The organism is Oceanispirochaeta sp. M1 (assembly GCF_003346715.1).
In the GTDB taxonomy this organism is placed as follows: Bacteria; Spirochaetota; Spirochaetia; order DSM-2461; family DSM-2461; genus Oceanispirochaeta.
The window spans coordinates 53,050-67,500 of record NZ_QQPQ01000030.1; the positions used below are offsets into that span (position 1 = coordinate 53,050).

11 protein-coding genes are annotated in these 14,451 nt (G+C 41.8%); 9 read left to right on the forward strand and 2 right to left on the reverse strand.

What is annotated here, in order from left to right:
• Window positions 1-65 precede the first annotated feature (65 nt).
• Both DV872_RS18780 and DV872_RS18785 read right to left on the reverse strand, forming a co-directional pair.
• Window positions 66-1,322 (reverse strand): amidohydrolase family protein, encoded by a 1,257-nt coding sequence (locus tag DV872_RS18780; protein WP_158547056.1) that lies wholly within the window; start codon window positions 1,320-1,322, stop codon window positions 66-68.
• 218 nt (window positions 1,323-1,540) lie between these two features.
• Entirely contained in the window at window positions 1,541-3,034 is a 1,494-nt protein-coding gene (locus DV872_RS18785) for an alpha-L-fucosidase (RefSeq protein ID WP_114631496.1), read from the reverse strand.
• A gap of 124 nt (window positions 3,035-3,158) precedes the next feature.
• On the opposite strand from DV872_RS18785, the gene DV872_RS18790 reads away from it, so the two are divergent.
• The 9 genes from DV872_RS18790 to DV872_RS18830 all read left to right on the forward strand — a co-directional run bounded on the left by DV872_RS18790 (window position 3,159) and on the right by DV872_RS18830 (window position 14,296).
• Window positions 3,159-3,923: a helix-turn-helix domain-containing protein gene (locus tag DV872_RS18790; protein WP_114631497.1), complete on the forward strand. Its 765-nt coding sequence runs from the start codon at window positions 3,159-3,161 to the stop codon at window positions 3,921-3,923.
• 37 nt (window positions 3,924-3,960) lie between these two features.
• Window positions 3,961-5,727, forward strand: a complete 1,767-nt coding sequence (locus DV872_RS18795) for a sensor histidine kinase (RefSeq protein WP_114631498.1) — start codon at window positions 3,961-3,963, stop codon at window positions 5,725-5,727.
• 2 nt (window positions 5,728-5,729) lie between these two features.
• Complete coding sequence (locus tag DV872_RS18800) at window positions 5,730-6,437, forward strand: response regulator (RefSeq protein ID WP_114631499.1); 708 nt, start codon at window positions 5,730-5,732, stop codon at window positions 6,435-6,437.
• A gap of 158 nt (window positions 6,438-6,595) precedes the next feature.
• Window positions 6,596-7,879 (forward strand): ABC transporter substrate-binding protein, encoded by a 1,284-nt coding sequence (locus DV872_RS18805; RefSeq protein ID WP_114631500.1) that lies wholly within the window; start codon window positions 6,596-6,598, stop codon window positions 7,877-7,879.
• 80 nt (window positions 7,880-7,959) lie between these two features.
• Window positions 7,960-8,838: a carbohydrate ABC transporter permease gene (locus DV872_RS18810; protein ID WP_114631501.1), complete on the forward strand. Its 879-nt coding sequence runs from the start codon at window positions 7,960-7,962 to the stop codon at window positions 8,836-8,838.
• Window positions 8,839-8,841: 3 nt separating this feature from the next.
• Complete coding sequence (locus DV872_RS18815; RefSeq protein ID WP_114631502.1) at window positions 8,842-9,675, forward strand: carbohydrate ABC transporter permease; 834 nt, start codon at window positions 8,842-8,844, stop codon at window positions 9,673-9,675.
• A 69-nt stretch (window positions 9,676-9,744) separates the two neighbouring features.
• The gene (locus tag DV872_RS18820) at window positions 9,745-11,772 is read left to right on the forward strand and encodes an alpha-amylase family protein (RefSeq protein ID WP_114631503.1); all 2,028 of its coding nucleotides are present in this window, start codon (window positions 9,745-9,747) and stop codon (window positions 11,770-11,772) included.
• A gap of 117 nt (window positions 11,773-11,889) precedes the next feature.
• Entirely contained in the window at window positions 11,890-12,909 is a 1,020-nt protein-coding gene (locus tag DV872_RS18825) for a LacI family DNA-binding transcriptional regulator (RefSeq protein ID WP_114631504.1), read from the forward strand.
• Window positions 12,910-13,015: 106 nt separating this feature from the next.
• Window positions 13,016-14,296: a sugar ABC transporter substrate-binding protein gene (locus DV872_RS18830; RefSeq protein WP_158547057.1), complete on the forward strand. Its 1,281-nt coding sequence runs from the start codon at window positions 13,016-13,018 to the stop codon at window positions 14,294-14,296.
• Window positions 14,297-14,451 lie beyond the last annotated feature (155 nt).

The following is a 14,451-nucleotide window of genomic DNA, read 5'->3' on the forward strand; positions in this document are numbered from 1 at the left end:
GATAATCCATTAATAATAATAAAGACTGTTCCAATCTTATAGAGGGGAACAGTCTTTTTTTTGTCTTAAGATCTCAGTCTGTCAAAGCAGCGGCCGGCTTCCTCGAGAACCCTTTCGTAACCGGGGATCTTATAATCCTCCATCAGTACATTTCCCGATGAAATATGAGTCTTAACATCCATTCCTGAAGCACTGTAGACCATAGAGGATATGAGATTCCATGCCGGGAACAGAGCAGGAGATTTCAGGTCCATCAGAATTATATCGGCCTCCTTGCCAAGCTCGATGACACCTCCCCCTGTATTGAAAATCTCAGCACCCTTTTTAGTGGCAATTTCAAAAATTTCTTCAGCTGACATCAGTGTCGGATCTCCTGTATGCACCTTCTGCAGAAGGGCAGCCAGTTTCATTTCTTCCAACATATCCAGATTGTTGTTTGAGGCAGCCCCGTCAGTACCCAGGAGTATGGGGATTTTTTTATCCCTCAGCGCTTTGTATGGAAACACTCCGGATGCGAGTTTCATATTAGAACCGGGATTATGGACGACATTCACGCCTGTATCCGAGAGGATTTCAATATCAGTCTCAGACAAATGTACTGTATGAGCAGCGACAACCCGTTGGGAAAGTACTCCCAGCTGATGGAGATATTCCACAGGACTCAGCCCTTCATGAGCCTCCATGCAGTCCTGTACCTCTTTTTCTGTTTCAGATAAATGGATATGAATAGGAAGATTTTTATCTGCAGCAAAGTTTCTGACCCATTCAATGGATTCCCTGCTGTCTGTATATACAGAGTGGAGAACCATCCCCAGCTGTACCCCCTGAGGGGCAGTTGTTTCCTCAAAAAATCGTTCACAATCTTTCCATTGCTTCTTTCCTACTTCGGGATTCATACCGTCCATAATGGGAAAGTTGATTCTTGCTTTTAAGGGTGTTTCCTCAAGAGCCTTCAATGCAAGGTGAGGATTGAAATACATCTCATTGAAAAATCCTGTTCCAGTCCGGACCATCTCCATCAGGGCCATTCTGTTGCCCCAGTAGAATTCCTCATCAGTATACTTGTCTTCAAGGGGCCACATGCATTCTGTCAGCCATTCGTGCAGGCCAAGGTCATCACCGGCTCCCCGGAGCAGAGTCATGGGAGAGTGGGTGTGTCCATTGATGAGAGATGGGAAAGCGGCGGTATCTTTTCCATCAATAATTTGTGCCTCAGGATGAGAAGAAACCAGACCTGCTCCGATACCGGAGATCTTAGTTCCATCAATCAGAATGTCCTGAATATCTGAACCGAGCAATGTATTCTGAATTATTTTTTTCATGACAGCTCCTCTTGAGAGAATATTATCGGTGAGCATGTGGAATATGTCCAGTTGTTCTATGAATGAACTGCGGCCAGAAGTGATATCGTATGTGATATCATAATCGTGGTTATGTGTATGTTCTTAAAAGTGATATCGTATATGATATCACTTTCGTGGCCATGTGGACGCTCGTTAAAGCATGAGCCTGACAGCATAGATTTGTCAGGCCAGCAGGTTTAACTTTCCACCCTAAGGGCGGCATTTATAAAAAGTTCTTCATCCACTCCCTGAATCTTCCCGTTCTGATCTTCAGAACCCTTCAGTGATATTTCTATTTTTTGACCGGCCAGACATGTCATATCAATCCTGAGTTGTCCATCGGCATCGGGAACAACAGTCCAGGATTGACTCTCTATACAGGGTTTGTAACTGTAATAATCTTCACCCTGGTAACTCCAGTCTTTTCTACCTTCAGTTTTCAGTTTCTGTCCGGCTGAAATATGATGTGATAGATCAAGCTCCGGTGTCCTGCTGAAATCCAGTTTGATAACAGGGAGATGATCAGATTTATCCAGTCCTTTCAGGACAAGAGAGAAATTTCCTTCTTCCTCAATAATCGTCAATTCTTTATTGTTTGAAAGCAGAGAGGCTGAGAGTGGGGCAGTTTTAAGGTTTTTCAGCTCTATTTTTCCAGATTCAGGAATACTATGAATTTGAAGATAAATACTGTTTCCCTTAAGAGTTGAGTAGCCCCAGTATTCATTCTCCCAGAAACCAGGTTCAACATCAAAAACTGCTTCCCTGTTTACATTAATCCAGGAACCGATTCCTCTGAGTACCTCATCTTCGAAGGGGACAATTGAACCATCCCCCATGGGACCTATATTAAGGAGGTGGTTTCCACCAAGGGCAGAAATCGTTGCAAGATTTCTAATTTGTTCTCTGATTTTATCATCAAGATTTTCACGCAGCTGCCACTCTCTGTAACCCCATGTTTCATGGTAGATTGAGGCAGGTGTCTGCCAGGGCCTGTTCATGCTGAACTCCGGAATCTCGTTATCTGCCAGAACAATGAAATCATCCTGATTATTCCATATACGACCGTTGATCATGGCTTCGGGCTGCAGCTCCCTTACCAGGTCTGCCAGCTGACGGCTCTGGTCCACAGTGGGTTTACCCATATCAAACCACATTTCACAGATAGGACCGTAATTACTCAAAAGCTCTGTCAGTTGAGCAATATTTAATTGCTGATGAGCCTCGGGGATTGTATCGGAGTTATGATCAGAGAAGGACAGGGCTGCTGGAGAATCCCAGTCTATCCATGAAAAATAAAGACCCAGACCAATGCCTTCTTTCTGGCAGGCATCGGCCAGTTCGGCAACAAGATCTCTTTTGGCTGCACTTTTAAAGCTGTTGTATTCTGTAGTTTCTGTTTTAAACAGGCAAAAGCCGTCATGATGTTTTGTCGTAATTACCAGATAGTTCATCCCTGCGGCTTTTGCCAAGCTTGTTATGGCCCGGGCATCGAAGTTTTCCGCAGTGAAATCATTCATCAGGGCATCATATTCATTTTTGTCGATTGCGGCATGGGAGAGGATCTGCTCGCTATAACCGTATGTGATTTTTTCACCTTTCCAAACACCTGCGGGTAGTGAGTATAATCCATAATGGATAAACATCCCGAAATGTCTGTCTTTCCATTTCTGTATATTATTCTGGTTACTCATTGTTCCTCCTGTCAGGACGATATTTACTGTCCTGATTTTGTTTTTATTCTGTTCCTTATGTATATAACTCTTTAATATTCACTTAGATATGGATAGAATCGATAAATATGTGTAAAATTACCGCATGAATTTTCAAGACCCCTTTGAATCGCCCCGTATTGAAACTATCGATCTTGTAAATATTACATCCTATTGGGAGTCGGAAGAGCATATCCGTCCTTTATGGAAGCTCTATTGGAACAGTAATGCAGGAGCCTCCCTCGCTTTTCAAAATGAGACTATAGAGCTGCAACCTGAGTATTTGTATCTCATCTCGGCAATGACTGCCTACAGACCGAAATGCAGGGGAGAGGTGGAGCATCTATATGTTCATTTCAGGCTTCCCGCAGAATTCAGTAAAATGCCCCAGGGAATATGGCCCATAGTGCCGGGACATTTTGAATTTTCACAACTTAAAAATATTAGTCTTAATGGATATAAAAGTTTTCCTGGACGGCTTCTTTTTCAGGAACTGATCACATATGCGCTGAGACAGCTCCCCGAATCATTGTATAAACAGAGCCATTTTAATCCCTTATCAAATCTGTTTCTCTGGCTGGAGGAACACCTGGATGAAGACTGTTCTAATCCCGTACTTGCTGCCCTGGCAGGATATTCTGAAGATACATTGAGCAGAGTCTTTATGAGAGAAACAGGTAAAACTCCCCAACGTTATTTGCGTAGCCTGCGGGTCAGCAGGGCTGCCAATCTTCTCAGACAGTCTGATCTTTCTATGGAGGAGATCGCCGAGCACTGTGGTTACTGGGATAGATCTCATTTTCACAAAAGCTTTCAGAGTCAAGTTGGTATTTCACCGACTATTTACAGATCTGAGGTAACAAAGCTTTGATTGCTTTCTGTCCTTCTTGCTGATAACATGTTTTTCTATGATAGATATCATCGGATTCTGGAAATCTCTATCCATCAGGACAAAAATAACTTCCGCCTTTTTTCTGACAACACTTCTTGGTATATTTCTGATATCCCTATTTGCCAATATTATGTCAAACCATATTCTGATTGAAAAATCAATTGTAGATAATCTGGGTGTCCTCAATCAGTTCTCTGAAAAACTTGATTCATCTCTTACCCATGCAAACTCCATGACCAAGCTGGCAATTGCCAATAATATTATCCAAAGCAGTCTTGCTAAAAATCCTGATAAGATGGATCAGTCTGAATCTCATGCTGTCCTTATGGGGATCAATCTGACATTGGCTCGCTTAGTGGATAACTCAGACATTCTCAGTGGTATGGCTATCTATTCAATGGAAGATGACAGAGCATTCTATTCCAGAGGCTTTCAGAAATATACCACACCTGATCGGCAGGAACGTGATTCAGTTTTTGCCTCATTTACTGATGGTAAATATATCTCCTGGAAGGACATAAGTAAAAATATTTATAGGATTTATGATGAAGATATCAATGGCCTCAGACTTTATAGAAGATTGTATATGGCATCACATGGCAGATTGAGTGCCATTATTGAATCAGTTATCGACGAAGAGTACATAGCGTCTCTGTATGAGAATATAATGAGATCGGACAGGGGAACCATTATTATCAGTAATGCTGAGGGAATGATTGTGTCGTCTCAGGATAAATCTCGATTATTCAGTGATATAAGCGATAGTTCTCTGTTTGAAGTCACTCTGGAACATCAAGGCAGCGGCAAGGTCTATAAGAGGGAAGGAGAGTCTTTTCTGACTGTTAATAACTACTATAGCCCTCTAGACTGGTATATTATCAGTGAAATTCCAATGCGCAGTCTGCAGCATGAAATCAGAATGATAACGGGTCAGATTTTTTTAGCAGGATTATTTTCACTTGTTCTTTCACTTCTGATAGCCAATAGCCTGTCAAAATCTCTGACCAGGCCGATTCTCTCACTTCAAAACTCTATTTCTGAATCCGGGCATGATCTGAGTATAAGGGCACAGGTGAACTCAGATGATGAGATAGGGGCTCTTGCCCGGGAATATAATGAGATGCTGGACAAACAGCAGTCCATGATGAAACGTCTGGTGGAAGAGCAGAAAATGCTGAGAAAGTATGAACTCTCTCTGCTGCAGGCACAGATAAATCCGCATTTCCTTTACAATGCTCTTGAAAGTGTATGCGGGTTGATTGATTTGGATCGCAAGGATGATGCTCAGATGCTGGTAAATGAGCTCTCACGGTTTTACAGGGGAATCCTCTCTGAAGGCTCCAGTGCAATTACTCTTAAAGATGAGCTTAAAATAACAGAACATTATGTCAACATTCTGAATGTCCGTTATAGCGGAAAGATTGAATACACAGTGGATATTGATGATTCTCTACTGGTGAGACAGATCATTAAAATGACTCTTCAGCCTTTGATTGAAAATGCTGTTTATCATGGATTGAAAAATACACGGCCTCCCTGGAAGATCAATTTGAATGGACATCTTTCGGGGGATACTTTTATTCTGGAACTTAGTGATAACGGTGTCGGCCTGGATAAGACTAAAATCCCTGATAAGGATTTTTTTGGTTTTGGTACGAAAACAACCAATGAACGTCTCAAACTGTATTTTGGGCAGGACAGTGGTATAACAATGGAGAATAATGAGGGCGGAGGAACACTTGTCCGAATAAAATTATCATCTCTAAAAACAGAAGGAATATAAAATTGAAACTTAAAGTTTTACTTATAGATGATGAGTACCTTGTAAGAGAGAGACTCAAACATGTTGTTGATTGGGATGCTGAGGGATATACAATCTGTGGAGAAGCTGAAGACGGTGTACGCGGTCTGGAATTGATTGAAGAGCATGATCCGGATCTGGCCGTCATCGATATCAATATGCCTTTTATGAGCGGATTGGAAATGGCAGAAAAGGTTCAGGAACTGGAGAAGAAAGTTCGTCTTGTGATTCTCTCCGGCTATGACGATTTTGAATATGCCCGTTCTGCCATACGTTCAGGTGTCTGCTGCTATCTATTGAAGCCTGTAAATAAGGATGAGCTTCTTGAAGTCCTGAGAAGCACCAAAAAAGAAATATCCGGACCCATCGTTTATTCTAAATCAGTACAGCAGGTTCTCAGTTTTATCGAAGAAAACTATAAGGATATGAATTTGAGTATAGAGTTGATTGCCGATTTTATAGGAATAAACCCCACTTATCTCAGCTCAAAATATAAAAAAGAGACGGGTCGAAAACTGGTAGATGAAATCAATCTCTGCAGACTTAATGCCGCGGAGGCAATATTAAAAAAGGAGTGCTGTACTCTGCAGGAACTGGCTGACCGGGTGGGTTACAATGATCCTTATTACATGAGCAGATGTTTTAAGAAATATCTGGGCTACTCGCCCTCTCAGATTAAATCTTCCAGATAAAATTAACCGCTGATAACGGATATATCTAATTTTTTTAATAATTTCTCAAAGAATAATCCATGGTGTCAACGTAAATCCGGGGCTTATCATGATCTATCCTCTTAGGGAAATACAAAAAGAATCCCTTTCCGGATCGAGTCAAAAAAGGAGTTATTTAAATGAAAAAACTGAGTATTTTATTATTTGCCCTGGTTCTTCCTGTTGTATTATTTGCAGCCGGTGGACAGGAAACTGTTTCTGAAGATGAAGATGTCTCTATACGTGTTCTCTCCAGATGGTCTGATGAAATGCCTACCTCTATCTATTTCAGAGAAGTGATTGAAGAGATTAATTCTGCGGATAACGGCATCATAATTGAAGGTGAACATATCAATGATGAGGCATCTTATCTGGATAAACTCAGAACTCAATTTGCCATCGGTGAATATCCTAATGTATTCTATGAGTACGGCGGTTCCAGAATCGTAGACTATGTAGAAAGCGGTCTTCTCATGGATCTGCAGCCTGCTCTTGATGCTGATCCTGCCTGGAGAGATTCCTACCTTCCTCTGTTCGATAAATGGCAGTACGATCAGTTCCCCGGTACATTCGGTATCCCTGCAGAGTTCTATGCAGTAACCATTTTCTATAATGAAGAAATCTTCAACAAAGTCGGTGTTTCTGTTCCGTCAACACTGGGTGAGTTTGAAATGGTCTGTGATAAACTGCTTGCCGCAGGTTATGTTCCACTGGCACTCGGTGAAAAAGATGTATGGAGAGCCGGACATTTTTTGAATAACCTGGTTATGAAGAGCTTCGGTTCACAGGGTGTAAAAGACCTGGCAGATAGGAATATGAGTTATGACGATCCCAAAATGGTCGCACTTTATACAAAAATCCAGGAATACTTTGAAAAAGGTTATTTTGGAAAAGATGCAGTAACTGTTGATTACAATATGGAGCAGGCCATGTTTCAAAACGAAGAGTCTGCCATGCATATGGACGGCAGCTGGTATTGTGGAAATGCAGCCAAGTCAGAAATTGCAACTAAGATCAAAGCCTTTCCTTTTCCTGCTGTCAATAATGCAAACGCCAACTCTTTCCAGGGCGGAGCCGGAGGCGGATGGTCCATTGTTGATACAGATGAAAGACATAATGCAGCTGCTGTAGAGTTTGTAAAAACTGTCAGCAATCCCGATTTTTTCAAAGTACTTCAAATCAGAAATAAAGGCGGAGTTTATCCCGCAGTATTTAAATCTGATGCCTCTGTTGTAGACACCGTGACTATCTCTCATGCTGCCGCAATTGCCAATGCTTCTGAGTTCCGGGATGATATTCAGACATATGACAATCTGTCTTCCATGCTGGATACCTGTAGAACTGCTCTTCAGGGACTGTTTATCGGAAAGACTCCTTCTGATACTGCAGCCCAGATAATGGCTGAAATCAAAGCAAACGAATAAAGAGTTTTATACCGGGGACTTGAATCGTCCCCGGTTTTTTTTGCCCTTTATTTCGGGCAGAATGATATCAAGGATTTTAAATGACCATTAAAAAAGATTACCACTGGGTGGCCATTTTTCTGGCCCCGGCTCTGATTATATATGCTACGTTTCTGCTGATACCTATATGTCAGTCCATTTATATGTCGTTTTTCAAATGGAAGGGCATAGCGAATGTTCCTATGGTTTTTGTAGGACTGAAAAACTATCAGCGGATTTTCTCCAATCCCGCTTTCTGGCATTCTCTTGTCAATGTTCTCTGGTTTATTGCCGGTGGATTTATTGTACTGATGCCTCTCTCATTTATACTGGCTCTGATTATTACGAAAAATATCAAAGGAACAAGATTTTATAAAACTTCCTTTTTTATACCCGTTATTCTACCTATGACTGCTGTAGGTCTGATGTGGGTCTATATACTACAGCCTAACGGCGGTCTCCTTAACTCCCTCCTTGAATTAATGGGACTTGGCAGTCTTATCAAGAACTGGCTGGGAGATCCGGATATAGCTATAATTTCTGTTGTCCTGGTAAATGAATGGGTCTATGCAGGTTTCAATATGCTGATTTTTGCAGCTGGTCTTGTAGCTATACCCGATTCACTTTTTGAATCTGCCAAAATAGACGGTGCCAACAGTTTTCAAAGAATTATTCATATCACTTTGCCTCTGATGAAAGAATCCATCAAGATCTTTTCTATCATGTGTATTACAGGCTGTCTGAGACACTTTGACCTTGTATTTATAATGACAGGGGGAGGGCCTGCAAGGGCTACTGAAACTCCGGCGACTCTACTCTACAATGAGGCTTTTAAATACAGAAACTTCGGAACGGGCAATGCAATCGGTGTCTTTATTCTGGTGGCGGGTCTGCTGATCAGTCTTCTTCTCAATAAATTACTAGTACAGGAGGAGATGTAGATTATGGTAAAGATTAAAAAAGATAATATACTACCTACTGTTTTTTCAATTTTATGGTCTGTTCTGACGCTGTATCCCTTTATTACAACCCTGTTCTCCTCTCTTAAGAATAATGATGAAATATTCGGCAATATGTTTGCTCCGCCAACAGTCTTTCGTTATCAGAATTATATAGATGCCATAACTGGTGCCCGGATGGACAGGGCTATATTCAACTCACTTTTTGTAACATCCATTACAACTGTGATGCTTGTAGCAGTAGGCTCCATGGCCGCTTACACCCTGGCCCGTTTTCGTTACAAAATACTGAATTATATTTATGTACTGTTTATCCTGGGGATAATGCTGCCAATACACTCAACTCTTATTCCATTGGCTAAAACAGTATCAACTACCCCCTGGCTGGGATCGAACAGCTTCTTCACACTCATGCTGATCTATACTGCCTTCCAGCTGCCCGTAACAATATTTATCATAACAGGCTTTATGCGCGGCATCAGCAGAGAACTTGATGAAGCCGCCACAATTGACGGTTGCGGTCCGGTAAGAATACTGTTTCAGATTATCCTGCCTCTGGCGAAACCCGGGATAGCTACAGCGGCTATTATCTCTTATCTCTTTGTATACAATGAACTTATATTTGCAGTAATCTTTTTGAGTAAGCCTGTAAAATTCACCATATCCCTTGCTATGCTCTATTTCGTTGGAGACAGAACCATGCGAATGGGACCTATTTTTGCCTCAATTATTCTGGCTGTACTCCCAATGATTTGTATCTACCTGATTTTCAGTGAACGGGTGCAGAAGGGTATGACCGCCGGAGCCATAAAAGGCTGATTTCAAAAAATGATAAGGGCAGGCTGTTTTTTCAGCTCACCACGCATTACTGAATAAGGAGTATAAATTATGAAAATACCTCAATTACCCAATAGAGAAATACACCTGGACTTTCATACAAATGGAGATATTCCAGGAATTGCATCGGAGTTTAATCCAGAAGAATTCGCATCCGTTTTTAAGAAGGCCGGTGTTCAGGGTGTCTGTCTATTTTCCAGGGGACACCACGGTTATTGCTATTATCCGACGGAAGTGGGAACTCCACATCCTAATACTCAGGTAGAAGATCTTCTGGGTGAACAGTATAGAGCCCTGCAGAAGGTCGGTATCGTACCTTCTGTGTATACAACCATCTGCTGGGATGAACTTGCGGCATCTAACCATCCCGAATGGCTTTGTCAGCGTGGCGATGGAAGATTGATGAAAATGGATTCTCTTTCTTCTGAAGCCCTGGGTCCCTTTGGAGCCGGCTGGCAATTCGTCTGCTGGAACTCTCCCTATCGTCATTATGTATTAAAACAATCTCTGGAAGTGACAAGACGTCACCCCGATATGGATTATCTTTTTCTGGATATCCTTTTCAACCATGAGCCCTGCGCCTGTTCCTGGTGCCGTAAGGGTATGACAGAGAAGGGGATGAACCCTGAATCAGTAGAAGACCGGACCCGTTATTCCTATGAATCCGCCAGGGAGTTCATGGTTTTTATCAACGAAGGTATGTCACAGGAGTTTCCGGAAGTACCTCTATTTTTCAACAGCCGCCTCAGACTCACGGGTTGTGTGGAAGAGGGCTCCCGACCCGAAGTTCCCCTGATGGGTGTCAATATTCTTGAATCCCTACCTTCCGGCCCCTGGGGATACGATCATTTCCCTCTCTATGGACGTTACTTCAATCAGTTTGATCATGCCCTTCTTGGACATACCGGCAAATTCCAGAAGATGTGGGGTGACTTTGGAGGACTTAAAAACCAGGCAGCCCTGGACTTTGAGGTCATACGGATGATGAGTCTCGGAGTCGCAGCCTCAATCGGTGATCAGCTTCCTCCCCGGGGCAAACTGGACAGCCCTACATACGAGCTGATAGGCAATACATATAACCGTGTCAAAGAGGTCGAAAAGTGGCTTGTGCCCTCCACTGCAATAGATGAGGTCGGTATTCTGCTCTCAAATAGACAGAAGGAGCTGAGCAGCGTCGGTACAGAGCTGGACAGTGAAACCGGGGCAATGAAGATGCTTGCTCAGATGCAGTATCAGTATGCTGTGCTGGATGCAGAATCTGACTTTTCTCTCTATAAAGTTCTGATCCTGGCAGATGGAATCATTGTAGATGATGCCCTGAAGTCCAAACTCCTTGTATTCTCCGGGAACGGTGGTATTATCATTCTTTCAAACGAAAGTGGACTGGATGAAGAGGGCCGATGGAATCTGAATGAACTGATGCCCCTCAATTATATGGGTCAGCATCCTAACAAGCCCTATTATGTCCGCCCCGGTAATGAGTTGAAAGAGTCCTTACAGGATACTGATCATGTACAGTATATGGGAGGAAGCCTTGTTGAGGCAGGGAGGGGTGTAGAAGTCCTTGCCAGCATTACTCCGCCTTATTTCAACAGGGAATGGAAGCATTTTTGTTCTCACCTGCAGACTCCGCCTCAGCTCCCTTCCGAAAATGATGCTCCTGAGCTTCTTCAATATGGGAATACTGTCTATTTTGCCAGTCCTCTTTTTGAATGCTATCAGAACTTTGCTCCAAAAAGCTGCAGAACCATGTTCTCTTTTATACTTGAAAAACTGATGGATACAAGGCTGCTTAAAACGAATCTGCCCACAACAGCTGAGACTACCGTCAGGAAAGCGTCCACTGGAGAAACTGTACTGACCATGATTCACTATATCCATCAGAGAAGAACGAATACCATCGATATTATTGAGGATGAGATTCCTCTCTATGATATTGATGTCGATCTGTATCATCCAGAAACAATTTCTGTCAGTGATGGTGAAACCGGTGAATCCCTGGATTTTATCCAGGATGGTAAGCGGGTGAAGCTGAAGGTTGACAGGATTTCAGGTTATCGGGTCCTTGTTTTCGCATAGAATGGAGGGTTGAATCTTAAAAAATCACAGATAATGTCTTTTCCAATCTAATTAACTTGTTGAATTTACCAATTTGTGAAATCATGTTGTAACGTTTCGTTTTTATTGAGGTGACATGTGGCAACAATTAAAGATATTGCTCAGTATACAGGACTTGCTTTATCCACTATTTCCAAGTATTTAAATGGAGGAAATGTAAAAGAAGCTAATCGGATCAAGATTGAAAAATCTTTGCAGGTTCTGAATTACAGTAGAAACGAAGCGGCAAGAAGTCTTAAGACAAATAAATCTATGACAATTGGAATTCTTATTCCCAACCTCAGAAGTCATTTTGATACAACAATAATTGCCATGGTTGAGGAAGAACTTACCAATGCCGGATATAGTGTAATTATCTGTGCTTACCATAAAGATATACAGCTGGAAAGAGATAAACTGAAGTTTCTTCTTCAAAGAAGGGTTGATGGTCTTATTATCATCCCTTCGGGTGATCATCATCCAGAGCTGGATGAATTCCTTGATCAAAATCATCCCATTGTACTCATTGACCGTCCGGTTGAGGGGGTAGATGTAGATACGATCATTGTTGATAATGAGCAGTCTTCCAGATTTGTTACTGAGTATCTTCTCAGGAAAGGTCATAGGGATATCGGTATAATTTGTGGTAATGAAACGACATATACAAGTAAGATGAGGCTTTCCGGATATCTGGAGGCTCATAAAAGAGCTGGTGTCTCCGTTGATATGAACCTGATCTGTTATGGAGATTGGAGTCGGGAATCGGGTTATCAATTTGCAAAAAGTCTGGTTACAGATCATAACCATATGACGGCACTGATCAGCTGCAGTGATGATGTGAGTATCGGTGTTCTTCGAGCACTGGCTGAGATGTCGGTGAAGATTCCCTCGGAGCTGTCAATTATAAGTTATGACCTCCTTGAGTATGCAGAAATCTTTATGCCGGCCATAACAACGATTGAGCAGCCAATTAAAGATATCGGTAGAAAAGCGGCACAGCTGCTGCTGCAGAGACTTGCCGAGAAACCTTCTGATTCCGGCAATCAAGCCCCCCAGGTCATTACAATGAAAACACAATTCATCGAAAGATTATCTGTTTCTGATCATTCAGTTGAATAACCTGGAATTTAAAATTCATTAACTTTTATATTGACAATCCTATTTTACGGGTTTAATATTTTCAAAAACGAAACGTTTCGTTTTTATGTAAAGGATGGAGGAAATTATGAAAAAAATAATGATTTTTCTGATGGTGCTTACTTTTATTGTACCTTTCGCTTTGATGGCTACCGGTTCACAGGAGAGTGGGGACACAACTATTGAACTGAATTTTATTGAGATGCTGACATCTCCCACAAGAACTGAGTTTTTAAACACAGTAATTGAAGAGTACGAGGCTGCAAATCCCGGTATTATAATTAATCTTATATCACCTCCCTATGAGCAGGCAGAGAATAAAATGACTATGATGCTCAATGCAAAACAGCCACTGGATATTATAGAGTCCAGAGATGCTACCATTAAACAGTTTGTAAATAACAAACAGGTTGCGAGCATGGAACCTTTTATCGAGAACTGGGCTGCTAAAGATGACTTCATGCCTATTTCATGGAAAGCAGCACGGACAATTGATGATACAGCCTACATACTTCCTCAGCTGTTTTTTGTAAAAGGTATGTTTGTAAGAACAGATATTCTTAAAGAACATAATCTGGAAATTCCAAAAACAGTAGAAGATCTATATCAGGCTTCTCTTGCAGTAACAGATCCTGACAATAACAGATTCGGATATGTTATCCGTGGTAAACACAATGCCTGGAAAGTTTCTCAGGATGCACTGTCTCTTGCCAATGTTGGAAACGTAGATCCTGAAAACTTCTATAAAACAACTGATGGACAATTTATCTATGATACTGAAGAAGCTAAAGCCGGACTGCAGAGATATGTTGATATGTATCAGAAAGCTGTACCCAGTGATGGAATCAACTGGGGATTCGCCGAGCAGATCAATGCATTTGTCTCCGGTGTCGGTACCTTCCTTATTCAGGACCCTGATGCAATTGCAATGATTGATGAGCAGCTGGGGCGTGATAAATACACCGTAGTTCCTGTTCCCGTTGGTGAAAAGACAGGAAAGGCCTATCAGGACTTTGCTTTTAATGGTCTTTCCATTGTTTCTTATTCTGAAAATAAGCAGGAAGCCTGGGATTTTATTACAGATCTTATCTCTCCTGAAACCAATGCCGAGTTCTGTAAAACATATGGAGCACTCCCCGTATACAACAGTTCTTTCCACGATGATCCCTTTTTCAGCACAGGCGTATTTGACGCATGGAATACTATGTTCAACAATCCTGAAGTATATAACCTAATCAGCTATCCCATCGAATCCGATAAGTTTGCAGCATGGGGTCCCTTCCAGGAACAGTACATGCAGAGACTTATGCTTGGTGAAGCAACAGTTGATGAAACAGTTGCTGTCTGGTCTGAATACTGGAATAAATAATTTACACTAATTGAGTATTATCTTATGGGGGGCTGTTGCAAAAGTAAAATTGCAGCAGCTCTTTTTTTGGTCCACAATCCTTTCCTGAATATTCTTATGTTAAATCTATAAACAGCACCTTAGTTTGCCCCTGTGTCACCAAGTTTTATCATTAT

Bases quoted from the DNA above. Each gene is read 5' to 3' on its own strand.
- DV872_RS18780 (WP_158547056.1), bottom strand. From the start codon at position 1,322: ATGAAAAAAATAATTCAGAATACATTGCTCGGTTCAGATATTCAGGAC.
- DV872_RS18785 (WP_114631496.1), bottom strand. From the start codon at position 3,034: ATGAGTAACCAGAATAATATACAGAAATGGAAAGACAGACATTTCGGG.
- DV872_RS18790 (WP_114631497.1), top strand. From the start codon at position 3,159: ATGAATTTTCAAGACCCCTTTGAATCGCCCCGTATTGAAACTATCGAT.
- DV872_RS18795 (WP_114631498.1), top strand. From the start codon at position 3,961: ATGATAGATATCATCGGATTCTGGAAATCTCTATCCATCAGGACAAAA.
- DV872_RS18805 (WP_114631500.1), top strand. From the start codon at position 6,596: ATGAAAAAACTGAGTATTTTATTATTTGCCCTGGTTCTTCCTGTTGTA.
- DV872_RS18810 (WP_114631501.1), top strand. From the start codon at position 7,960: ATGACCATTAAAAAAGATTACCACTGGGTGGCCATTTTTCTGGCCCCG.
- DV872_RS18815 (WP_114631502.1), top strand. From the start codon at position 8,842: ATGGTAAAGATTAAAAAAGATAATATACTACCTACTGTTTTTTCAATT.
- DV872_RS18820 (WP_114631503.1), top strand. From the start codon at position 9,745: ATGAAAATACCTCAATTACCCAATAGAGAAATACACCTGGACTTTCAT.
- DV872_RS18830 (WP_158547057.1), top strand. From the start codon at position 13,016: ATGAAAAAAATAATGATTTTTCTGATGGTGCTTACTTTTATTGTACCT.